17 protein-coding genes are annotated in these 23,962 nt (G+C 34.2%); 13 read left to right on the top strand and 4 right to left on the bottom strand.

Going from position 1 to position 23,962, the window contains the following annotated elements:
* Positions 1-149: 149 nt before the first annotated feature.
* The 4 genes from CD29_RS01735 (at position 150) to CD29_RS01720 (ending at position 5,944) form a co-directional block, all read left to right on the top strand.
* A complete protein-coding gene (locus tag CD29_RS01735; RefSeq protein ID WP_036182205.1) occupies positions 150-1,205 on the top strand; it encodes a glycosyltransferase family 4 protein in 1,056 nt (351 codons plus the stop codon).
* A 166-nt stretch (positions 1,206-1,371) separates the two neighbouring features.
* The gene (locus tag CD29_RS01730) at positions 1,372-3,405 is read left to right on the top strand and encodes a choice-of-anchor I family protein (protein ID WP_036182203.1); all 2,034 of its coding nucleotides are present in this window, start codon (positions 1,372-1,374) and stop codon (positions 3,403-3,405) included.
* A gap of 249 nt (positions 3,406-3,654) precedes the next feature.
* A complete protein-coding gene (locus CD29_RS01725) occupies positions 3,655-4,530 on the top strand; it encodes a hypothetical protein (RefSeq protein WP_036182200.1) in 876 nt (291 codons plus the stop codon).
* Positions 4,531-4,720: 190 nt separating this feature from the next.
* Positions 4,721-5,944: a GNAT family N-acetyltransferase gene (locus CD29_RS01720; RefSeq protein ID WP_036182197.1), complete on the top strand. Its 1,224-nt coding sequence runs from the start codon at positions 4,721-4,723 to the stop codon at positions 5,942-5,944.
* 50 nt (positions 5,945-5,994) lie between these two features.
* Here CD29_RS01720 and CD29_RS01715 read toward each other — a convergent pair whose 3' ends face one another.
* Positions 5,995-6,264: a hypothetical protein gene (locus CD29_RS01715; RefSeq protein WP_140422884.1), complete on the bottom strand. Its 270-nt coding sequence runs from the start codon at positions 6,262-6,264 to the stop codon at positions 5,995-5,997.
* 536 nt (positions 6,265-6,800) lie between these two features.
* On the opposite strand from CD29_RS01715, the gene CD29_RS01710 reads away from it, so the two are divergent.
* From CD29_RS01710 to CD29_RS01690, 5 genes are all read left to right on the top strand, one after another.
* Positions 6,801-10,340, top strand: coding sequence for a chitobiase/beta-hexosaminidase C-terminal domain-containing protein (locus tag CD29_RS01710; RefSeq protein ID WP_036182191.1), 3,540 nt, complete (start codon positions 6,801-6,803; stop codon positions 10,338-10,340).
* 337 nt (positions 10,341-10,677) lie between these two features.
* Positions 10,678-13,824, top strand: a complete 3,147-nt coding sequence (locus CD29_RS19505; protein ID WP_052123947.1) for an S-layer homology domain-containing protein — start codon at positions 10,678-10,680, stop codon at positions 13,822-13,824.
* 152 nt (positions 13,825-13,976) lie between these two features.
* The gene (locus tag CD29_RS01700) at positions 13,977-14,699 is read left to right on the top strand and encodes a CPBP family intramembrane glutamic endopeptidase (RefSeq protein WP_036182188.1); all 723 of its coding nucleotides are present in this window, start codon (positions 13,977-13,979) and stop codon (positions 14,697-14,699) included.
* A 51-nt stretch (positions 14,700-14,750) separates the two neighbouring features.
* A complete protein-coding gene (locus CD29_RS01695) occupies positions 14,751-15,758 on the top strand; it encodes a macro domain-containing protein (protein ID WP_036182185.1) in 1,008 nt (335 codons plus the stop codon).
* A gap of 81 nt (positions 15,759-15,839) precedes the next feature.
* Positions 15,840-16,481: a vWA domain-containing protein gene (locus CD29_RS01690; RefSeq protein ID WP_036182183.1), complete on the top strand. Its 642-nt coding sequence runs from the start codon at positions 15,840-15,842 to the stop codon at positions 16,479-16,481.
* Positions 16,482-16,524: 43 nt separating this feature from the next.
* Here the strand turns inward: CD29_RS01690 and CD29_RS01685 are convergent, their stop codons facing one another.
* The 3 genes from CD29_RS01685 to CD29_RS01675 all read right to left on the bottom strand — a co-directional run bounded on the left by CD29_RS01685 (position 16,525) and on the right by CD29_RS01675 (position 19,578).
* Positions 16,525-17,022, bottom strand: coding sequence for a hypothetical protein (locus CD29_RS01685; protein ID WP_052123946.1), 498 nt, complete (start codon positions 17,020-17,022; stop codon positions 16,525-16,527).
* A gap of 719 nt (positions 17,023-17,741) precedes the next feature.
* Positions 17,742-18,803 (bottom strand): LCP family protein, encoded by a 1,062-nt coding sequence (locus CD29_RS01680; RefSeq protein WP_036182180.1) that lies wholly within the window; start codon positions 18,801-18,803, stop codon positions 17,742-17,744.
* Between the two features lie 142 nt (positions 18,804-18,945).
* Positions 18,946-19,578, bottom strand: coding sequence for a YigZ family protein (locus CD29_RS01675; RefSeq protein WP_036182177.1), 633 nt, complete (start codon positions 19,576-19,578; stop codon positions 18,946-18,948).
* 167 nt (positions 19,579-19,745) lie between these two features.
* On the opposite strand from CD29_RS01675, the gene CD29_RS01670 reads away from it, so the two are divergent.
* The 4 genes from CD29_RS01670 (at position 19,746) to CD29_RS01655 (ending at position 23,853) form a co-directional block, all read left to right on the top strand.
* Positions 19,746-20,903 carry a sensor histidine kinase gene (locus CD29_RS01670; protein WP_036182175.1) on the top strand — a complete coding sequence of 386 codons (1,158 nt, stop codon included), beginning with the start codon at positions 19,746-19,748 and terminating at the stop codon, positions 20,901-20,903.
* A gap of 71 nt (positions 20,904-20,974) precedes the next feature.
* On the top strand, positions 20,975-21,649 hold the full coding sequence (locus CD29_RS01665) for a response regulator transcription factor (RefSeq protein WP_036182174.1): 675 nt from the start codon (positions 20,975-20,977) through the stop codon (positions 21,647-21,649).
* Positions 21,650-22,022: 373 nt separating this feature from the next.
* The gene (locus CD29_RS01660; RefSeq protein ID WP_036182173.1) at positions 22,023-22,547 is read left to right on the top strand and encodes a nuclear transport factor 2 family protein; all 525 of its coding nucleotides are present in this window, start codon (positions 22,023-22,025) and stop codon (positions 22,545-22,547) included.
* Positions 22,548-23,007: 460 nt separating this feature from the next.
* Positions 23,008-23,853, top strand: a complete 846-nt coding sequence (locus tag CD29_RS01655; protein WP_036182170.1) for a DegV family protein — start codon at positions 23,008-23,010, stop codon at positions 23,851-23,853.
* Positions 23,854-23,962 lie beyond the last annotated feature (109 nt).

Here is a 23,962-nt window from a genome sequence, read left to right as displayed (position 1 = left end):
ATTACCAACATATTGCATTAAATAATAAGATTCTAGAATATATTTACAGTTTTATGTTAATTATAGAGAAAAGCTATTTTTTCCACATTAATCATGCTATAATGAGCAAGGTTTGATCGTACATAGAAAATGATTTAAGGAGGACAGACATGATTTATGTGTCTTTGATTGTGGCGTTCTTATCGTCAATTTTACTCACTCCACTAGTAAAGCGATTAGCGTTTAAAATAGGGGCTGTTGATGCTCCAAACTATAGAAAAGTTCATTCGCGAATAATGCCACGTCTAGGTGGATTAGCAATTTATCTTTCGTTTTTAATTGGGCTAGTCATTCTCAGACCGGATAATGAATATACTTTAGCTATTGTTCTTGCTGCTACTGTCATTATTGTAACTGGCATATTAGATGATATGTACGAAATTTCTGCGAAAGCGAAAATGATTGGCCAATTAGCGGCTGCTGTTATAATTGTGTTCTACGGTGGTATTAAAATCGAAGTGATTAACTTACCATTCGGTGGAGAAATGGATTTTGGGATGTTAAGTATTCCACTTACAATTATTTGGATTGTGGGTATAACGAATGCTATTAATTTAATTGATGGTTTAGATGGTCTTGCTGCTGGTGTTTCAACGATTGCGTTAATAACTCTTGCAACAATGGCTTTCATTATGGGGAACAATCCATTTGTTCTTGCCTTGGCAGCACTACTAGCTTGTAGCACTCTTGGATTTTTATTCTTTAATTTTCATCCAGCAAAAATCTTTATGGGAGATACAGGAGCTTTATTCCTTGGCTTCATGATTGCTGTATTCTCGTTACTAGGATTTAAAAATATTACAGTCGTATCATTCATCATTCCTGTAATTATGTTAGGTGTTCCAATTTCAGATACATTCTTTGCAATTGTTCGTCGTTTACGCAATGGACAAAAATGGTCAGATCCAGATAAGTCTCACTTACATCACCGCTTACTTGACATTGGATTTTCACATAAACAAACTGTCTTAATCATTTATGGAATTGCAGCGATGTTCGGTTTGTTTGCAATTATCTTCTCGATGGCAAAGATCTGGGGCGCAATTTTATTAGTAACTGTAATATTAGTTGCACTTGAATTGTTTGTGGAAATTATCGGTCTTGCAGGTAAGAATTACAGACCGCTCATTAAATTGGCAAGAATTTTTAATAAATCAATTAACTAAAACTTTAAGCTATTACGGCTGAATTGAAATCTATCGATTCTACGTAATAGCTTTTTTGTTTGTTAGAATACAAACTTAGTACATATTTACAATTCCCCTAATAGTTTTAATATTCTATTAACATTTTATCTTTAAAATAGAAGAAACTAGATAAGGTGGTAAAATAATGACTAAATATCTTTCTTCAAAAACTCTCTTTGCACTATCAGCAGCCGGGGCTGTATTAGTAGCTCCTTCAATTCAGGCAGAAGCAGCAGAAGTGAAATATAAATTGTCTGTTGATGCTCGCTATGATTCAGGTGTGCAAAATCCAGATGGTGGAACTACTGAGATTATTGCTTATAACAAACATAATCATTCAGTATATCTTGTAAATGGTGAGACAAAATTAGTTGAGGCTGTTTCGTTAACATATAACGAAACCAATGCAATGAAATTAAAACCTTTCATGTCAGTAAATATTGCCGACCTAATCAAAGAACAAGATCCTGATTTTGTATACGGTGATCTATCAAGTATTGCAGTTCACCCAAATGAAAATGTCATTGTCGCAGCAGTACAAGCAGATGATTATACAAAAGAAGGTTACGCTGTATTTTTAACTGGAGAAGGAAAATTGATTAGCTTGGTAAAAACTGGAGTTCAACCAGATAACATTACCTTCACTCCAGATGGTACAAAGGTATTAACGGCAAATGAAGGCGAACCTCGTGGTGGTTATAGTAAAGACATTATTGACCCACAAGGAACAGTTTCAGTTATTGATGTATCAAAAGGATTTGAGAACTTAAAAGCAAACAACATTACTTTTGAAGCATTTGACAGTGCAGAAAAACGCGCGGATTTAGTAAAAAAACAAGTCATTTTAAAGAAAGGTTCAAATCCGTCAGTAGATTTAGAGCCTGAATACGTTGTAGTAAGTGAGGATAGTAAATTTGCCTATGTTGCTTTACAAGAAAACAATGCAATAGCGAAAATAGACTTAACGACAAATGAAGCAATTTCTGTAGATGGCTTAGGGTTTAAAGATTTTAGCGCACCTGGCAATGAACTTGACCTGCGCAAAAATAAAGAAGTAAAACTTCAAAACGAAGATGTCTTCGGAATTTACATGCCAGATGGAATTGCAACTTATAGTGCTAACGGAAAAAACTATATTGTGATTGCAAATGAAGGTGACGCACGTGAGTGGGGAGAAGAAGATACGGAAGCTTTCCATTTAAATGAAAAAGAAGTTGAAGTTGATGGAAATGAAATCGTGTTCTTCGATACGACTGACTACGAAGGCTTTGAAGAAGGAAAAGATTATATCTTTGGTGGACGTTCATTTGCAATCGTTGATGCAGATACAATGGAAGTTGTATATGACAGCGGAAGTGATTTCGAACGTATTACTGCAGAGCTATTTCCAAAATACTTTAACACAACAAATGATGCAGTGAAGTTGGACAACCGTAGTGGTAAAAAAGGGCCGGAACCTGAAGATGTGAAAGTTGGAAAAATTGGCGATCAAGTCTTTGCATTCGTTGGTTTAGAACGAATTGGTGGTATTGCAATGTACAATATTACAGATCCATCAAAGGTTGATTTTGTTGATTATATTAATACACGTGACTTTAGTGAAGATATTGCTGGTGACGTTTCTCCTGAGGGACTTGCATTTGTTGGTGGCGAGAAGCCAATGTTACTAGTAGGCCATGAAGTAAGCGGAACAGTTACTGTGTTTGACTTACTTGAAAAATACGAAGATGTGAAAGTGTCTTACAATGATATTGAAAAACACTTTGCAAAAGATTCGATCATCAAAGTGACGAAAGCAAAGTTATTCTCAGGAATGAGTAAAGCACAATTTGCACCAAATGAATATTTTACTGAAATGCAAGCTTTAATCGTATTAGATAAGGTTTCAGAAGCTAATGGTAAAGAATTAACAATTAAAGTAAATAACTCTGCGAATCCATTAACACGTGAAGAATTTGCTCAAACAATTTATAATTACTTAGTTTCAACTGGAGAAACTTTTAACGTAGATTCAGTTCAACAATATAATGACGACACGAAAATCAGTGATGAAGCGAAACAAGCAATTTATGCCCTTCAATCAAAAGGAATCATGGTTGGATTTGACAATAAATTTGATCCAAATAGTTTGATTACACGTGGAGAAACGGCAGTAGTTTTCGCTAGTTTATTGAAATAATTTTATAAATTTTCCCTATTATATTATTGCTTTAAGCTAGTGCTCAATTAAATTTGAGTACTGGCTTTTTGCGTGGGTGTGTAATTTTTATCCTTTAGTCGTATTTTCGAATCATGAATCATACGATACATAAATAAGAAAAGTCTAATTTGGAAGATTGTGTCGTTTGTTAAATCTATCTAGTTGGTTGTTCTAAAGGTTGAGCCGATTTTCAAGGTTATTTGGTTTCATCATAGGGGTGATAAGTGTTTGAAAATCACAATTGAGAATGCAATGTCGAACCATACTTTCTACCGTAACTTTATCCCATTTCATTTACTAAAAATGATTGAGGAATCAAAAGAAGAATTTACTATTCTTGGCGCTAGGTGCAAAGACGATTATGCTGGAATTGTAGTTGCTAAGAAATATAAAGAAGCGTCCGTAATGAAAATCATCTATTTATCTGTCAGTGAATGGAATAGGAATACTGGCCTAGAAGAAATGTTTTTCTACTTATTGGAAGATATTGCTAGTAGTGAAAAGATTCATCAAATTCACTTTGAATATAGCGGTGATCGAAATGAGTATTTTTACTATATAGATGGGCTTTTGCGGAAGAATAATTGGTCATCGTTAAAACCAAAATCTTTTAATTACTTGCTATTTAGAAATGCAATCTCAAGGGACCTAAAGTATAACAGACATTTTAATAGTAACCAAGAACTTATATTTTTTGAATGGGGACTATTTCCTTCAGATCAACGCTTTGAAATTATTCAAGGTTACGAAAAATGGTATCCCAAAACACATGATTCATTTCTTGATACTGAAATGATAGAAAAGTCTAGCCTTGGTGTAAAATTTAATGGAGAAGTTATTGGATGGTTCTTAATCGAAAGATTTGACAGTCAAACACTTCTTGTGAAGTCAATTTCTATAAAGGAAGAATACCGAAGTGCACAGAATAGTAGGCAGTTACTAATTATTGGTTTAATGCAATGTTTAAAACTGCCCGGATGGCAAAACTTGATATTGAATATGGACGATGAAAATAAACAATTACAGTTATTTTTAGAAAGAGTACTTCGAAGATCAATTCAAAACAAAACAATCATGTATATTTCAATGAAGAAGGTATTATAAATAAAATACTGAAGACGAAAGTGCGATTGAATTTAAAGTCTTACACATTTAATGTGAAAAGGCTTTTTTCTTTTAAAGCAAGAGCATTATTTTAAAAATAACTTATTATTCCTAGATAGGAAAATAACTATTGAGGCATACTAGGAAAATAAACGGTATTTGTACATTGTTCATGATACGGGGTGAAAAGATGAGTCAACGAAAAGGACTAGTAATGAGAGAAATTCGTATGGAAGAAATGTCGCAATCCATTGATTTACTCAACTATGTCTTCCAAATGTCAATGTCTATTAAAAGAGATCGAAGGTTTGTTAGTGAAAAAAGTCGTCAATTTAATGAGGGGCACGCTCTTGGATGGTTTGATGGGGGCCAACTTGTTTCACAAATATTAAGCCTGCCATTTCAAGTAAATGTCTACGGTGTTCCTTACGAAATGGGAGGAATCACAGCAATTGGAACATACCCTGAATATTCAAAGCAAGGACTCATGGATACATTGATCAAAGAAACGTTAAAGATTATGCGTGATGAAGGGCGTTATATTTCTTATTTGTTCCCGTTTTCGATTCCTTATTATCGTAAAAAGGGTTGGGAAATTATGTGTGATATTGTGGAATTTCAAGTGAAAGATACTCAATTTCCAAACTATAAAGAAGTACCCGGAAAAATTCGGCGTGTGAATACGAAAAGTGAACACCTAATTAGTGTGTATGATCGATTCGCCGAGCGTACACATGGTGCAATGATCCGTAATACCATTGCTTGGAATGAAAAATTCCATGAGGATTATTGGGAAGAAAAGTTTGTGGATTCAGATGTCGAGCTGCAAGCAGCGGTTTATTATGATGAAGATGACGTACCTCAAGCATATATGTACTATCGGATTATGGAAGAAAATTTTTATATTGATGAGGTTGTATATTTAACAGAAGAAGGGCGCAAAGGGATATGGAATTTCGTATCTGCCCATACGTCTATGGTCTATAACGCATATGGAAAGATGCAAGGAAATGAACCAGTTGCTTTTTTACTGGAAGATAGCGAGATTATTCAGGAAGTCTCTCCGTATTTTATGGCTCGTATTGTAGATGTGGAGAAGTTTCTAGAACGCTATCCATTTGATGAACCTAATTTCCTTATACGTTTTGTTGTTACGGACAGAGTGGTTGAGTGGAATAATGGTACTTATGAAATTCAATCGGTGGATGGGAAAGTGACTATAAAGAAAGTGGAGGATGTAAATGAAGAAATCACAGTGCATCTATCCATTCAAACACTTGTTACGATGCTGCTTGGTTATAAGCGCCCAAAATATTTAGAAAAAATTGAACGATTGCAGGGTAATGACAAGATTATTACTGTTCTAGAAGATATTTTGCCAGTAGGAATTCCTACGTTTATTGATTATTTTTAGTTTTGGTGGTGGGGCTGAACTCGAGATGAGTTCGGCTTTTTTATATTAGTTTAGCATTGGTAATTCGCAAATAAAGTGCAAGATACCGCAAGTAAGTCATGTAAATCCGCAAGTAAAATCAGAACCGCAAATAACACTCCTGGAATCGCAAATAAAATGTCGGAAACCGCAAGTAACATACGGCAATTCGCAAGTAAATCACATAAATCCGCAAGTAAAATCAGAACCGCAAATAACACTCCCGGAATCGCAAATATAGTGTCAGAAACTGCAAGTAATATACGGCAATCCGCAAGTAATAACAGGACCGCAAATAACACTCCCGGAATCGCAAATAAAGTGGTGGAAACCGCAAATAACATATAGCAATTCGCAAGTAAATCACATAAATTCGCAAGTAAAACCAGAACCGCAAATAACTCCTAGAAATCTTCAAATAAAACTCCCGGAATCGCAAGAAATTTTAAAAGACTCTTTGTAAAGAATTGTTAAAATTTCAAAGGCCTTTTTATCCAATCAGATAATAAGCTGGTATAGGACTTTGTAATTTACAGGCGAGAAAATACTCCTAGTATTCATTTTCAAAATTAATTAATATGAATCAAAATTTGAATTTAACTCATATTTTTGATTTAAAAAGAAGGTTTAAACAGTTCTCCAAAGAATAAGGTGTTTTACAAAAGATTCACATTAAGTAATAGGGATTTAACAAATGTTTAGTACCATTAAATTGGAATTAAACCTATAAATTTCCTAATAGGAGGGAGTTTCTTTATAAGAAAATATTTCTTTTAAAACTGAGTTGTAAGTTAGGTGAAGAAAAAGAAAAATCCCAATTGATAAGGAGAATAATAGAATGAGTAAACGAATATGGAAGAAATCCGTAAATGCCTTATTAGCAACTAGTCTAGTTGCAAGTATTGCCGTTCCAGTCGTACCTAGTACAGCAAATGCAGAAACAATCGCAACTGATTTAATTATTTCTGAGTATATTGAGGGTAGTAGTTTTAACAAAGCAATAGAAATTTATAATGGAACTGGGAAAACCATTGATTTAAGTAATTACACATTAGAACTCTATTCAAACGGATCGACTACTGCAAGCAATACTTTAAAGTTATCAGGAACTTTGGACAATGGTGAGGTTTACGTTCTATATCACAAAGATGCAATTGAAGCTATTAAAGCAGTTGGAGATTTAGAGAATTCAACTGTTATTAATTTTAACGGTGACGATGCCCTTGTTTTAAAAAATGCTGGTACTGTCATTGATTCAATTGGACAAGTAGGTGTAGACCCGGGAACTAGTTGGGGAACAACTGTAAAAACTATTGATTCTACCCTAATTAGAAATAATACGATTCTTACTGGGGATACAAATCCATACGATGCATTTGTTCCCGAGGCGGAGTGGACTAGCTTAGGAAAAGATAACTTTACAGATTTAGGAAAACATTTAAACAATGGGACTCCAGGTGATCCGGAAACACCAGAAGTTATCTCGATTGCAGATGCTCGTGCACTAGCATCGGGTAATGCGACTATAAAAGGGATTGTAACTGCAAAACTAAAAAATACAATTCACATTCAAGACGAAACAGCAGCAATTGCTGTTCGCCCAGCTTCTTTAGATGTTGAATTAGGTGATGAAATTATTGTAAGTGGGTCATTACAAGAATATAGAGGTCTATTACAATTAGACTCTGCTACTGTTGATGAAAAAACTGTAGCAACTGTACCTGCGCCAGTTCAACTAAATGGTACAGATGTAAATGAAGTCAATGAATCTAAATTAGCACTTGTGAAAAATGTTGAGCTTATTGATGTTAATAAGGGCAATGGTTGGGCTAATTACACAGTGAAAACAGAAGATGGAGCGACATTTTTAATTCGTGACGAAACAGGTACATTAAATTTAACTGTTGGAACAACGTATGATTCTATCACAGGGATTGTTCAGCAATTCGATCAAGACTATCAAATTATTCCACGTGGACAAGCAGATATAATTGAAGATGCGACAACAGTGCAAAAAGTCTACGCTTCCCATCCAACAGGAATGCTTCCAGTTGGAACAGAAGTAACTTTATCAACATCTACAATAGGTGCTCAAATTTACTATACAACTGATGGTACAGAGCCAACTGTTGAGACTGGTCAATTATACAAAGCACCAATTACGATTAATGATGATATGACAATTAAAGCGATTGCGGTGAAGGATGGCCTTTCAAATAGTGAATTGAACGAATTCCAATACACTGTTTATGAAGTAGAAGACATTCGAATTCATGATATTCAAGGGGAGAGCCATAATTCACCATTAAATGGAACAGTCGTTGAAAGCGTGGAAGGTATTGTAACGTACACTTACAAAATCGGTAGTGGTAACTATTTCACAATGCAAACACCAGACGATAAAACGGATGGTAATGCAAAAACTTCAGAAGGTATCGTTGTCTATACAGGAAATAAAGCAACTGCCCAAGTTGGTAATCTAGTAAGTGTAACTGGAACGGTAGATGAGTATCACATTGATGGTTACAATGATACGAAGCGAGATACAGATCTACCGGTGACTCAAATTAATGCGCGGGATGATCGTGGTGGAGTGGTAATAGTTCTAACGGAGAAAGTAGCACTTCCAACTCCGTTCGTAATTACTAGCTCGAATTTACCAAGCGAAGTGATTGATAATGATGGATTCTCACAATTTGACCCACAAGAAGATGCGATTGATTTCTGGGAAAGCCTTGAAGGTATGTTAGTGGAAGTGGGGTCAGTGAAAGCAGTAGCACCTCAGGAACACGGAGATTTAATAACAGTTCTTGAAAATCGAGAAACAAACACGATTCACGGCGGCGTTTTATTAGAAGAAAATAATGCAAATGCAGATCGTATTCAATTTAAAATGTACGATAATTACGAGGCTAGAGAATTTGAAGTTGCAACAGGTGATAAATTCATTGGTCCTATCCAAGGTGTAGTCAATTATGGGTTCCAAAACTATAAAATCTATGTTGATTTAGAAGTAATGGAAGCTGCACTCGTGAAAGGTGATGCAGAACCTGAAACGACTACAATCGTAAAAGAGGAAGGTAAACTAACAATTGCATCTTATAACCTAGAAAACTTCTCAAATAATACAAAAGAAACGTCGATTGACAAAGCTCAAAAACTAGCAAGAGCATTTGTAAAAGATATGCAAAGCCCAGATATTATCGGTGTAACAGAAGTACAAGATAATAACGGTCAAGCCACAGGAAATTCAGCTGCAAATGAAAGTTATGAGCGCTTGATTCAGGCAATTGTCGATGCTGGTGGTCCTCGTTATGAGTATGTAAATATTGATCCGGAAGTAAATAAAGATGGTGGAGCACCGAATGCGAATATTCGTGTAGGTATATTGTATAATCCAGAACGTGTAAGTCTATCGAAGGATGAAAACGGACAAGTGATTCCTGTTGGTGATGCGACAACAGCTGTTGATTATGAAGATGGTTCATTAACATTGAATCCAGGTCGAATTGACCCAACAAATCCAGCATTTAATAGTAGTCGTAAACCTTTAGCGGCACAATTTAACTTCCAAGGTGAAGAAGTGATTGTAATCGTAAACCACTGGAACTCTAAGTCAGGAGATACGCCTTTATTTGGTTCAACACAGCCACCTGTTTACGGTAGTGAAGCGCAACGTAAGGAAATTGCAAAGATTGTGTATGACTTTGTTGAAAACATTAAAACGGAAAACCCAGATGCGAACATTGTATCTGTAGGTGATTTTAATGATTTCCAATTTTCAGATGCGCTTAAAATTCATGAGGGTACACTAATGACGAATATGATCAATAAAGTAGAAGCTGCTGATCGTTATACGTATTTATTCCAAGGGAACTCTCAAGTACTAGATCACATTTTAGTATCTAATAATCTAGTGAACAACACGGAGATTGACATTCTTCATATCAATGCGGACTTTACGGATATGGCAGGTCGTGCAAGTGACCATGATCCTGTAATGGTACAAATTAATTTAAAGAAAACAGATAAAGATGATAAAGCGGAGAAAGTGATTGTTTTAGATGAGCCGAGATATCATGCGAACAAAATAACAATTACTGAACCTAGTATTGAAATCCATTTAGCTGACCATACAAAAATGAATAATATGCTAGTAACTAGTAATTATGTAGAATTTTATGGTGGTGGATTTAAGAGAACAAAAGTAACGATAAAACCAGAAAATCCTGGGGCTATCCTCGACTTTAAAGGGACAGAAATTAAGGAAGTTACTATTGAGGGTAAAAATGTAATTGAAATTCGCAACGCTGAAAATATTAAAAAAATCAAATTTAAAAAAGGCGCATCAAAAGATTCGATAAAATTTGTTAATTAAGTTTAGAGAAGAAGGGTCCCATTGTGGACTGCACCTCAAATTTTAACACGAAATTTGGGGTGCTTTCTTTTTTGGCTAATTTTCAAGGGAAGAAAAAACGAAGCAGTAAAACGGTATCTACATGGAAACTGACGTTATAAAACGGTAGTTCAAGCATTTAATCGTTTCATTAGAGGTGCCCCCTAACCTTAGGGCTGGCATTATCAAATGTAGCAATATCAACACAATATAGTTCAAAAAAAATTCCTTAACATAACCTTACTATCTGGAATAAAATCTACGCCCCTTAACATATTGTATTTTTGGAACAATATTAGTAATAAAGAGGGGGCGTTTTGTGGTTAAAAAGTCATATAAAAAATATTTGAATGCAACGATTGCAACGGCCGTTGTAGCTAGTAGCGTAGTCGGAACATCATCAGTTGTACTCGCTGCTGAAAAGAGTTTTCCTGATGTAAAAGAACAAGACTTTTTTTATGAAGCTGTAAAAGTATTAACGGAGCGAAAAGTGATTTCTGGATTTCCTGACGGTACATTTAAACCTTATGAAAATATTACACGTGGCCAAATAGCTGTTTTATTGGTAAAGCTATTAAAACTTGATACGACAAATGTTATAGATCCAGGTTTTCATGATGTACCAAAAACCCATCCTTATTATAGTGTAATTGCTGCCCTATACAATAAGGGCTATATTACGGGCTATGCAGATAAAACATTTAAACCAGATGAACCAATAAGCCGTTATCATACTTCAGTAATGTTATCAAAAGCTTTTAATTTTAAATCAAACAGTTCAACAGTACTGCCATTTGATGATGTAGATCCACGTTATAAAGAATTTGTTGCTGCTCTTTTTGACAATGGAATTACTGTAGGCATCTCCGCAACTACTTTTGGAGGAGATGAACACCTTACAAGAGGTCAATTTGTAAAGTTTTTATTAGATGCAGAAAAGGCAAATAATCCTCCATCCATATCATATACACCGGCAACACCTGGAGATAGCGTTGCGCCAACCCTATCAATGCTTACAAATATTGTGCTTATAGGCCAGAAAATTTCAGTGAGTAGTAATGAGGTAGGAACAGTTTATGTTACTAACAGTGCAACAAAACCTACATCTGTTACTCAGTTAGAACAAATAGATGTACGGAAAAAGTCAGTTTCGGCTGCAAACAATAATGAGGAAATTGAAACAGAAGGACTGACAGCTGGAACTTATTATTTGTATGCAGTCGATCAAGCAGGTAATATTTCGAATTCAACAACATTACAACTATTTGATAATCCAGAAGCATATATAAATGCGTTAATTGATGAACTTGCTATGTACACGTTTGGTAAAACTGAACTGGGCGACGAGGATTTTATTCAAATTTCAGATGACGAAAAATCACTTGAGATTATGAAAAAAACCTATGTAATCCTTATGGCGATGATAAATTACGGCGATTTAACTCAAGTAGGAATGCCTGTACCTCCTCAAGTACTTAATAATATTGAGTCCATTGAAGCATTAGAAGCTCTTATTGAAGAAACTCCTAACAATGAAAATCCATCCATGGATATAGAGTTGTTACTAGAGAATCTATTTGATGTTTTAATGCGTATTCAGTTTACGAATCTTATAGAATTTAATATGTTTGAATACATTGTACCATATAACCACCTCACTCCATCTTCCTTTGAAACCTATGTCAATGAAACACCATCTCTTTTTGCATTAGAAGATAATAGCTTAAGTCCTGAACAATATGCAGCAAAATTAGACTCAACTTTAAAATTATTTAATGGTTTTATAAAGTATATAAATGAAGAAAAAACAGTATTAACACAATTTCATTCCGAAATTGTTCATCTCATTAATTATGCAGTTCCTTATTTGTATCTTACAGTCATTGATACACAGTTCAACAATGGATATGGGGAAGGTGATTATGGGGGATTAGGTGTACCATTAAGTGAAGTAAGCTTAGAAGGTATCGAGACATACTATGGATTTGAGTTCGATAAAGATACTCAGCGAAGAATTATTGAAAGTTTGAAAAATTATTTATACAACGATTTCTTTACAACATTAATGGTGAACAGAGTGTTTAAAAACCCTAATGCTAATGTGAATGATTTACAGTTAATAGATAGTATTGACGATATTATTGACCTAACTGCGTTATTAAAAGAGTTAGGGATTGAAGATTACGAAGATTTAGATGAGATAAAAGAAGAGTTAAACTATTTAATTGACTACCTTATTGAATATAACCTTGATATCACGTATCTCTTAAATGTAAGTAATTTTCCTAATGTTAGAGAGAAGTTTTATAAAGCAATTCAATTATATGGAGAAATCAACCCAGAGTTTTCGACATTTATGACTCTTGAGAAAGTAGAGAGTGGAAAAGGACAATTTAAAATCGTTCCTCATAATTTTGAAGCGAGTTTTATAGAAGGTGCAATTGAGAATATTATTGATCCAACATATTCGGGTGATTATTTTAAGGTAAATGAGGATAGCTCGTTTTCATATTATTTATGGAATTTAAGTTCCAATGTGGAAGAGGATGATATTATCCGTGTTAAAGAAAGTAGCGACGGTATCATCACAATTGAAGTAGAAGATTCGGATGATAATGGTTCACTTAATGGTTTCTATGAATTAGAAGTTTATGATGAAGTGAATGAATTATCACAGTCTGTTAGTTTTATCATTTCTAATAGGAATGGCAGTGCTGAAGTCATCAGTGTCTTTGAAAATCAATTTTATGGATATATCGATATTTATACAGATGCAATAGAAGATTGGTATTATATTTGGGATCAAAAACAAAATCCAGAACTTACATGGTATATTGAGCCAGAAATTGGACTACTAGGCTACTCTTATTTAGTAGTAATGTACGACAGTACGACAGATAAAGTACATTGGGCTGTTAAGGATATTCCTAGATTTACAAATGAAATTGGTGAAAATGCATCAAGTGTAGCAGGAGAAGTACTAGTAGACTATCAAGCTCCAGATTTTGAAAATGGAGTCGCTAGATATCACGATATGGTAATTGAAGTATTTTTGTTAAATAATTCTTCGATCGATTTCGCGGGTGTGGATACAAGTGACTACAAATCAATCATAGCTAAAATAAAGGACTCTGCTGTTGCTTGGGGTTACTATGTTAGTCAAATAGAATATGATATTGCTGAGGCGGAACAGAATGTAATTGAAGAAACAGAAAGTGAAACACCAACAGATGGTGAGGCAGGTGAACCATCAGAAAATGAAGGGGATGAAGGTTCTACTGAGCCAGATGTACCTGAAGAAGGTGAATCTGACGGAGAAGACCCAGGTAATGAGGACGATGAAGTTATTCCACCGATTGATGAAGATGCATCAGATAACGAGGGAACAGTTTCATATAATGCTATAGATACACTAACATTGGGAGTTAACTTCGTTTTAGTAAATGGGCAAGTTAGGATAGTATAAGTTAGCGAATATAGCCAAGTTCAGATAAATAATACTGAACTTGGCTATTGTTATGCATTAGAAACAGTAACAATTGAATGGTGATGGCTCCCACAAACTGAAACCTTTTCACATAATAATTCGTAAATTGGAAATGAACAGGGGGAATTAATATGGAAATACTATTTTGGGTAATTATACTTTTCACGCTAGTTTACGAGCCGATTGTTGGTTATTATGGTTTTCAAAAATTTGAAAGACGTCTAGCACATAATAGCAATGTCCGTTTAAAGTATTACTATAATATTATGTTAGGGCTGTGGGTTCCTACAATTTTCATAATCTTTATTATTCTATTAACGGACCTAACTTTTCAAAATGTAGGACTAACATTACGAACGCTTGATACGAAAACGTTAGGACCGATTATTACATATATTGTACTAGGTTTGGCGACGATTTATTTTTTCTTGATGTTGTATTACATAATTACCTATCATGTTAGTGAGAAGTTCAGAACAAAGTTCATTCAATCAAAGAATAGCCAGATGGGGGATTTGAGTTTTGCATCTTTACTACCTGTTACTCTAAAGGAGAAGAAAACTTGGATTTATGTTTCCTTAACTGCAGGTATTACGGAAGAAATCATCTATAGGGGATTCTTAATTTTTGCCATTGCATATTTATTTCCAAATTTATCGATTTGGATTGTTATGCTAGGTGCATCCATTTTGTTCGGGTTAGCTCATACGTACCAAGGGTTGGGCAACGTCGTAAGAACAACAATAATTGGTTATTTTTTCTCCATCCTTTATATTGGAATAGGTTCAATTTTACCAATCATCGTATTGCACTTTTTAATTGATTATGTGGCAAAACTCGGGGACGAAGACTAATTGGAGAATAAATAAAGTAAGCTCGTAGTACTAAAAACTGGAGGCTATGAAATGCCATTAAACATTGTTCGAAATGATATTACGAAAATGAAAGTTGATGCAATTGTGAATGCGGCAAACTCATCACTACAAAAGGGTGGGGGGGTTTGTGGAGCGATTTTTCGTGCGGCTGGAGCAGAAAAACTTCAAAAAGCATGTAATGAAATAGGGAGTTGCGCGGTTGGGCAAGCAGTGGTGACTGAAGCCTTTGATTTAAATGCAAAATATATAATACATACAGTTGGCCCGGTTTGGCGAGGTGGATCCAAAAATGAAGCTCAATATTTAGCTTCTTCCTATGAAAATTCATTACAACTAGCAGCAAAATATCAATGTCAATCAATCGCATTTCCTCTAATATCTTCGGGAATCTATGGGTATCCGAAACGAGAAGCTTTGCAAATTGCCGTTTCCACGATAAGTTCTTTTTTATTGAATAATGAAATGGATGTCACAATTGTTGTTTTTGATAAACAGGCGGTTCAAATAAGTGAAAAGTTATTTCATTCAATTCAACAGTTTATCGATGACCATTATGAGGAAGAATTCGAATTTAACCAACTTAGAAGAAACGATATTGAAGAATATCAAATTTTTTCAAATGAAAAGTATGCTGAAGAAGAAGCACCAGCTTTATATAACATAAGCGAACGTTCACTCGAAGATGTGTTGGATCAATTGGATGAAACGTTCTCTGAAAGGCTTCTCCGTTTGATTGATGAAAAAGGAAGAACGGATGTTGAAACGTACAAGAGGGCGAATATTGATAGAAGATTGTTTTCAAAAATAAGAAATAAGCCGGACTATACGCCTCAAAAGAAAACGGTTCTTGCCTTTGCCATTGCTTTGGAATTAAACATTGATGAGACAATAGATTTGTTACGTACGGCAGGATACACCTTATCGAATAGCAGCAAGTTTGATGTAATTATTAAATATTTTATCGAACAGAAAAACTATAATATTTTTGAAATCAATGAAGCCCTATTTAGTTTTGAGCAAGAACTTTTAGGCGCATAAATTTGTCGCCTGTGAAGCGACCATTGATGAACTCGTATTTGATATCCTTCAATTAACAAAACAAATTGGAGGATATTTTTTATGAAAACAAATGTAACTGAGATTGTATTTATTTTAGATCGTAGTGGCTCTATGTCGGGGCTTGAGTCTGACACTATTGGTGGCTATAATGCGATGCTTACAAAACAAAAGGATGCAGAAGGGGAAGCGATTGTTACAACAGTCCTGTTTAATCATGACTATGAATTGTTACATGATCGTATAAATGTAAAAGGTGTAGCTCCGTTATCACAAAAAGATTATGATGTAAGTGGTACAACAGCTCTGTTGGATGCAATAGGTCACACAATCAATAAAATTAAAAAAGCCCAGAATGCTACATTGAAAGAACATCAAGCAGATAAAGTGTTGTTTGTAATAACAACGGATGGGTTAGAGAATTCTAGCCACGAATTTAATTATAAGAAGATAAAACAAATGATTGGACAGCAAAAGGAGAACGGGTGGGAATTTATCTTCCTTGGTGCAAATATTGATGCCATTGGAACTGCAAGTGAATTAGGAATTGATAGTGACCACGCAGTAGAATTTCATGCAGATGAAGAGGGCGTGCAAATGAACTTCTCTGTAGTGACTGAAACTGTGCTCAATTATCGCAAAGAGGGGAAAATTGAAAAGGACTGGAAAAAGGAGATTGAAGCAGATTACAAAAGAAGAAAATAAAAAGTTTGAGTGCCTGGGCGCTCAAACTTTTTTTAGACTCAACTTACCAAGCCATAAAGCGGTCTTTCATTTTCATAAGTCCATATACGTAGAAGAAAATCCCACCTGTTAGGTACATTAATACGACGAATAGAATCGCTTTTGCTTGGTCTCCTGTCCATCGGTAGTACAATCGATAGAAATAAAAGGCAGATAAAATAACCATAGCGATCCCTGCTAGGAATCCGATAAATGGAATTATCGCCACGATACCAAGACCAAAGTAAACTAATGTATATATGAGTGCATCTGATTTAACTTCTTCAATTGTAGTTTTTTTTGATCCGAGTGCAAACAGTACGTAAATATTAATAATAGGAATCCAACTTATTACGGCAATTTCTTGGAATCCGTTCGTTTTCGCAGTATTAGAATAAATAATGGCAGAAAGAATATATGCAATGAGTGCAATAATTAAAAAGAACACAATAAATCCTAAGATATAGCTTAATATTGTTGCATAATCAAGTAACACTGTCTGATCTCCAATTTGCAATACCATATCCTCACACCTCCTTTCTCCAGATTCGTACACTAAATTAATCCATACCTCAAATTAGAGATGGTTCGACTAATAGCTTATTTAATGGGGATCGTTTTCAGAACAGAGGATATTAAACTATATGAACAAATTTATACAAGAAATGACAAGAAAATGGTGAGAATTTTCTAACTTGCGGTGATTTCTAATAAGTGTGGATTTTTTCTAATAAGTACCTTGGATTTTCTAATAACTCTGTGATTTTTTCTAATATTGGCTCACGTAAGGTCTGAATCAGAAGGAAATTCTAATAAGTCTTAATTTTTTTCTAATAAGTACCTTGGATTTTCTAATAACTCTGTGATATTTTCTAATATTGGCTCACGTGAGGTCTGAATGAGAAGGAAATTCTAATAAGTTTTGATTTTTTCTAATAAGTACCTTGGATTTTCTAATAACTCTGTGATATTTTCTAATATTGGCTCACGTGAGGTCTGAATCAGAGGGATATTCTAATAAGTCTTGATTTTTTCTAATAAGTACCTTGGATTTTCTAATAACTCAATGATATTTTCTAATATTGGCTCACTTGAGGTCTGATTTCGAGGTATTTCAAATATATCTTAAATTGCTGGCCGAGATTGTATAACATCTCTTTAATTACGTCTCGCATGCGCGGATTAAAAATAGAATCAAAAAAACCACCCTCGGAATTTTACGCCCGAGGGTGGTTTGCAATTTTATTCGCTTGTTTTAGAAATCGTTGAACGATTCGTTGTGTTTTCATCCGTATCTAATGTTCCAGATATATTTGAAGTGTCTTCAATTAATCCTAAGTGACTTTTTAATATCGTTTGTGTTTCATATAGGTTTTGTTCATCTAAAACATAAATGTAAGCCCCTGTGTATGGGTTTGAGCCATTTTCACCAAGAAGGGTCAATGCATCAATTTGAGGAATTCCACCTAGAAGATAGGAGAAGAAAGCCTTCATTTCGTCAAATGTCATATCTGTTTTCATGTTATCGCCGACTGCATCAATAATCGCGCCGTAACTTCCAATCGATGTGATGTTTGCTGCTTTATTGGCAATGGCTTTCAAAATCTCTTGTTGACGTTTTCCGCGTTCGATATCACTATCTTGTTTTCTTGTACGTGCTAGAGCTAAAGCTTCTCGCCCATCTAATGTTTGTAAGCCTTCTTTTAATTGAATTGTATATTTGTCATTTTCATCAAGTTCTAGACGATCGTAAGGAACCTCTACTTCAATTCCACCAACTGCATCAACAACATCAATGAATGCGTTGAAATTCATTTTTACATAATAATCTACAGGGATATCAAAAAGTTCTTCCACTGTTTCAATTGTAGCAAGTGTTCCCCCAAATGCATGGGCATGTGTAATTTTGTCTTTATAATCTAAGTAAGGAACATAAACGTAAGAATCACGAGGAATACTTACTAATTTTACAGTTCGATCTTTATTATTTAACGTTGCCAATAATAATGCATCTGAACGCGGGTTCCCGGAACCTTTTTCTTGACGAATTTCACTATCATCAACACCAATAAATAAGATAGACACATTATCATGGGTCGGTTCTACTTTCGCTTCACGCTTATCTGATACTTCTCGATTTTCTACTTCTTCATAAGCTTTATTTGCAGCTGTTTCAGCTTTCTTTGTTAGATAGACTGCATATGTAGTTAAACATATTAAAAGGGAAGCACATAGGAGAACAGCAATTTTAAGTCCATAAACAAAAGCGCCTTTTTTTCCCTTGTTGTTATTTGCTCTATTCATTAAAATTACTCCTTATAAATGGAAATGAAATCGTAGTTTGACGCTTGTTGAAACATGAAAATATAAGTCAAAAAATGTCATGTTTAAAATTCTCATAAACTTGATTATACTATGTTGATAAAATACAGTAAATGAAATTTTATTACAAAATAAATTCTAGATAGGCAGAATTTTCAAGAGTAACAATTGCTTGACCATTTGTTAGTTCAGTCATCCAATTAATGAATGCATCTTCTTCGTCGCATAATACATAAACATATATATCAACTAAATCAGTGTATTGTATATTGTCTAATTTATAATGAGAAGAGCGAATTTCATTTTCGACTTTACCTAACCATGTATAGTCTATGGATATCTTCATAAAATGATGTAATTTTCTTTCGACAACTTGCGCAGCAGTTATTCCTTCTGTTGTTGCTTTTCCGTAAGCACGTATTAGACCGCCACCACCAAGCTTTATACCGCCAAAGTATCGAGTTACAACTACGACCGTATCTTTCAGGCCTTGTTTTTTGAGTACTTCTAACATAGGAACGCCTGCAGTCCCACTTGGTTCCCCGTCATCATTGGCTTTTTGAATTTGGTCGTGTTCACCAACCATATAGCAGGAACAATTGTGTGTAGCAGTAGGGTGCATTTTTTTTATTTTATCTATAAAACTTAATGCATCTTCTTCAGTTTCTGCACGATTAACATAAGCTATAAATCTTGACTTTGATATAATTATTTCCTGTTCACCAAAGCCTTTTACTGTTTTGTAGTTTTTTAGCATATTTTTCTTCTCCCTCAAAGTTAATATTATGTATAATTTATATTACAAAAGTTTGAAATTTTTAACATGGTTATAAATAGTGCTATAATAGTATTGTATAAAAAGAGGTTCGTTGTAAAATCAATTGATATGATTAATTTGATTTTTGACTTGAATGGAGATCCGATATGTTTTCAAATGATAAAATTGACATCGCATCACTCGATGTCATATTTAACCGTATGATTGATACAATTACACATTCTAAAAATGATATATTTATTATAAGTGAACAAAGTAGAAGAAACTTCGAACAAATGAAAACCGAGCTCGAATTAATTAAACAAAAGATTATCATTACAATTAATGAGAGTGATATATTAGAAAAAAAGCTAAAATTAGCAAAAACTCGATTGGTAGAAGTTAGTAAATATTTTGATAAATATACCGAAGAACAAGTTAGAGAAGCATATGAGACAGCTAATGATTTGCAAATTAAGCTATCTCTTACACGTGCAAACGAAAAACAGCTTCGAGAAAAAAGAGATGATATTGAACGACGTTTAAAAGAATTGAATGATACAATAGAAAGAGCAGAGCATATTGTTGAACAAGTTAACGTAGTTATTAACTATTTAACATCTGATTTAAAAAATGTTGGCAGAGCACTTGAAAAAGCGAAATTAAGACAAAATTTTGGCATTAAAATTATCGCTTCTCAGGAAAAAGAAAGAAAAAGAATTTCAAGAGAAATTCATGATGGTCCTGCACAAATGATGGCAAATGTATTAATGCGATCTGACCTCATTGAAAGAACGTACAGAGATAAAGGAATTGACTCAGCAATTAGAGAAATAAAAGAGTTAAAAGGTACAGTTCGAGATGCATTGTCTGAAGTACGTCGAATCATTTATGACTTACGACCAATGGCATTAGATGATTTAGGGATTATTCCAACCTTAAGAAAGTATTTGTCTACTATGATGGAATATAACAGACATGTACAAATTCACTTCCAATCGAATAATGTTGAAGAACGCCTTCCATCAGATTATGAAGTTTCAATTTTTCGATTAGTACAAGAATCAGTAAACAATGCAATAAAACATGGTCAAGCTTCTGATATTTGGGTTAAAATAGAATGGTTAAAAAATCAAATTAATATTATAGTTAAAGATAATGGCTCTGGATTCGATATAAATCAAGTAAAAGAAAAAACATTTGGTTTAGTTGGTATGAAGGAGAGAATTGATTTATTAAAAGGAACAATGGAAATGAAAAGCAACATTGGCGAAGGAACTGTCATTTTGTTTAAAATTCCACTAAAGGATCTCGCAACAAATTAGGAAACTTAAAGTAATTTAGAACGTCTATATATTGAATGTATTCGGAAATGTTAGTCTAGGGGGTAACACGTATGACAAAAATTATTATTATTGATGACCACCAATTATTCCGTGAAGGGGTCAAGCGAATTTTAGACTTTGAAGATACATTTGAAGTTGTTGCTGAAGGTGACGATGGATCAGATATCCTTCGCTTATATCGTGAACAATTACCAGATGTGGTTTTAATGGATATTAATATGCCGGGGAAAAATGGAGTAGATGCAACTTCAGAGTTAATCGGAGAGTTTCCAGAAGCAAAAGTAATTATGCTATCTATCCATGATGATGAAACTTATGTGTCTCATGCATTAAAGTCTGGCGCATTGGGTTATATGTTAAAAGAAATGGATGCCGACGAAATTGTCGATGCTATTAAAATTGTAGCAAATGGCGGTTCATACTTACATCCAAAAGTAACAAAAAATCTAGTGTCAGAATTCCGTCGTCTAAGTGAACATGAGAATAAGGGGAATTTCCACCAAACAGAAATTCGTCGTCCTTTCCACTTATTAACGAAACGTGAGTGTGAGGTACTTCAATTGTTAACAGATGGGCAGTCAAACCGTACAATTGGTGAAACATTATATATTTCTGAAAAAACAGTAAAAAACCATGTTTCAAGCATTCTTCAAAAAATGAATGTCAATGACCGTACACAAGCTGTTGTTACTGCAATTAAAAATGGCTGGGTAGAGGTTCGATAGTATATCTATCAACCTCTTAGTATTTTTGAAATTATTTCAATTACATAATAGCTACCATTCCAATCTGTCACAGGTTGGAATTTTTTTAATGCCATGTATTTACATACTATTTAAACATTTAATCGAATTGAGGATAATTTAGGCAAAGATAAATCAATCTAAATGAGAATAAGTAATTTCTTATCCTAAATAGGCAACATATTCAATTGGTATTTCGTCTTTAATTGCTGTATTAATAATTTGTAACTTTTATTACAAATCATATTTATTATTGAATATCTAAGAATAATTCACTATTTCAATCTGAAAAAAGTAAGTAAATAGGCATAGTTTGAAAATTATGTTACAATTGTGCATCGGGAGGATTAGGCAAATGAGTAAATTTTTAATAGCTGTAGTTGCAGTATTTTTGCTTGCAGCTTGTGGTAATAAAGAGCAACAAGTTAATTTAGCAGAAAACGAACAAATTATAGAAGAAGGTACAGTTGGATTTGAGGTAATGGGTGAAAGTATTGAGGAAGCAGCTGGAGTTCCTGTAGAAGAAAAGGAATCAATTATTTCATCTTTTGAAGAATATATTGCATCATTTAACTCAAAAGATCTTGATCGATATGTAAATACACTTTCTAAAAATCCACAAGGCTTTTCGATTGAAGAAGATCAGGCAGCAGCCAAAATGATCTTTGAACAATATGATATAACAAAAACTGCTTCAGACATCACAATTGTGAAATATAACGAAAACGAAGCGCAAGTTTTTTCAAATATTGTAACAGATATGACTGAGATTGCTTCTGGTACTGAACTGCAAGATGAAGGCCGCCAAGTAACTGTTTTTGTTAAAGAAAATAATGGCTGGAAAGTAACAAGTATTTATTACATTGGTAACCAATATTGATATAAAAGGCAATACGCAATTACGGTAATTGCGTATTGCTTTTTTTATTAAAAATGTAAACCGCAAATAAATTTGTAGAAACCGCAAATATTTGCTATAGAATCGCAAATGAAATTCATGAAAACGCAAATATTTTTGAATGCGCAAATAAGTGTTGAATTCGCAAATATATATCGATATCGCAAACACTTAGTTTTGAATCGCAAATAAAACATTGGAAACCGCAAGTATTCCAGATTGTGTAATTAAGCTACCTAATTTTTCAAATAAACAAGCGAAAACCGCAAGTAACTGAGTTAGAATATCAAAATTAAATCCTACTAAATGAAATTTAAGTTTTCATATGGTTTTTATAGCTTAAAAAATAATTATCTGAAAATTGATATTACATTTTGATTTTAGAAGTTCACAATATGACACTTGTCATGTAAACTATTACCTAGGGGGAGTGGTGAATTCGATGAGAATTGCGGTCGTAACAGATAGTACAGCCTATTTAACACCTGAGGAAAGAGAACGTTACAACATTCATATGATTCCTTTGAGTGTAACGTTAGAAGACGGTGTTTTTGAAGAAGAAGTAGAGATTACAACAACAGAGTTTTATGATAAAGTGCGCGGGGCAAAAGTTTTTCCAAAAACAACACAACCTTCTGTAGGAAAATATACAGAACTGTTAGAAGAACTTTCAAAAGACTATGATGAAGTGATCTCTATTCATTTATCTAGTGGCATCAGCGGAACTTACCAAGGAGCTGTACAAGCTGCTGATATGGTAGAGGGCATTAAAGTACACACGTTTGATAGTGAAATTTCATGTGCTCCACAAGGTATTTATGCAAAAACTGCTAGTGAATTGGCAAGCAATGGAGCCACTGTCGAAGAAATTTTTGCAAAGCTTGAAAACTTAAAAACAAAAATGAAAGCGTACTTTGTCGTTGATGATTTAGCACACCTCCAACGTGGTGGAAGACTATCTTCTGCAGCTGCAATTGTTGGTGGACTATTGCAAATTAAACCGGTTCTTCACTTCGAAAATAAAGTCATCGTACCTTTTGAAAAAATCCGTACGAAGAAAAAGGCTTTGAAGCGTGTAGAGGAACTATTAGGTGAAGACGCTGTAAAGTATAAGCGTTTAGAAGGTGTCGTCATCCATGCCAACTGCGAGGCAGAAGGAAAAGAGTGGATGAACGAGCTTGCGGATAGATATCCAAATGTAAGTTTTAGTCTAAGTTATTTTGGCCCAGTCATTGGAACGCATTTAGGTGAAGGTTCACTTGGATTGGCTTGGGTGTCAAAGAACTAGTTTTTGATTTTACTGCAATTATAATATTTTTATAACTATGCCTCTGTTTATTTGACAGAGGTTTTTTATGTGTGCCAGGCATGGCAACTATCTAGGTGGTGGAAGTCCA

Source organism: Ureibacillus manganicus DSM 26584 (genome assembly GCF_000772945.1).
Taxonomy (GTDB): Bacteria; Bacillota; Bacilli; order Bacillales_A; family Planococcaceae; genus Ureibacillus; species Ureibacillus manganicus.
The sequence above is the reverse complement of the archived record's forward strand: the minus strand, read 5'-3'. Positions and strand labels throughout refer to the sequence as shown.

What these genes read in the sequence shown, in the direction of transcription:
- CD29_RS01735 (WP_036182205.1), top strand. Translation starts at nt 150, where the DNA reads ATGATTTATGTGTCTTTGATTGTGGCGTTCTTATCGTCAATTTTACTC.
- CD29_RS01730 (WP_036182203.1), top strand. Translation starts at nt 1,372, where the DNA reads ATGACTAAATATCTTTCTTCAAAAACTCTCTTTGCACTATCAGCAGCC.
- CD29_RS01720 (WP_036182197.1), top strand. Translation starts at nt 4,721, where the DNA reads ATGAGTCAACGAAAAGGACTAGTAATGAGAGAAATTCGTATGGAAGAA.
- CD29_RS01710 (WP_036182191.1), top strand. Translation starts at nt 6,801, where the DNA reads ATGAGTAAACGAATATGGAAGAAATCCGTAAATGCCTTATTAGCAACT.
- CD29_RS01700 (WP_036182188.1), top strand. Translation starts at nt 13,977, where the DNA reads ATGGAAATACTATTTTGGGTAATTATACTTTTCACGCTAGTTTACGAG.
- CD29_RS01695 (WP_036182185.1), top strand. Translation starts at nt 14,751, where the DNA reads ATGCCATTAAACATTGTTCGAAATGATATTACGAAAATGAAAGTTGAT.
- CD29_RS01690 (WP_036182183.1), top strand. Translation starts at nt 15,840, where the DNA reads ATGAAAACAAATGTAACTGAGATTGTATTTATTTTAGATCGTAGTGGC.
- CD29_RS01685 (WP_052123946.1), bottom strand. Translation starts at nt 17,022, where the DNA reads ATGGTATTGCAAATTGGAGATCAGACAGTGTTACTTGATTATGCAACA.
- CD29_RS01680 (WP_036182180.1), bottom strand. Translation starts at nt 18,803, where the DNA reads ATGAATAGAGCAAATAACAACAAGGGAAAAAAAGGCGCTTTTGTTTAT.
- CD29_RS01675 (WP_036182177.1), bottom strand. Translation starts at nt 19,578, where the DNA reads ATGCTAAAAAACTACAAAACAGTAAAAGGCTTTGGTGAACAGGAAATA.
- CD29_RS01670 (WP_036182175.1), top strand. Translation starts at nt 19,746, where the DNA reads ATGTTTTCAAATGATAAAATTGACATCGCATCACTCGATGTCATATTT.
- CD29_RS01665 (WP_036182174.1), top strand. Translation starts at nt 20,975, where the DNA reads ATGACAAAAATTATTATTATTGATGACCACCAATTATTCCGTGAAGGG.
- CD29_RS01660 (WP_036182173.1), top strand. Translation starts at nt 22,023, where the DNA reads ATGAGTAAATTTTTAATAGCTGTAGTTGCAGTATTTTTGCTTGCAGCT.
- CD29_RS01655 (WP_036182170.1), top strand. Translation starts at nt 23,008, where the DNA reads ATGAGAATTGCGGTCGTAACAGATAGTACAGCCTATTTAACACCTGAG.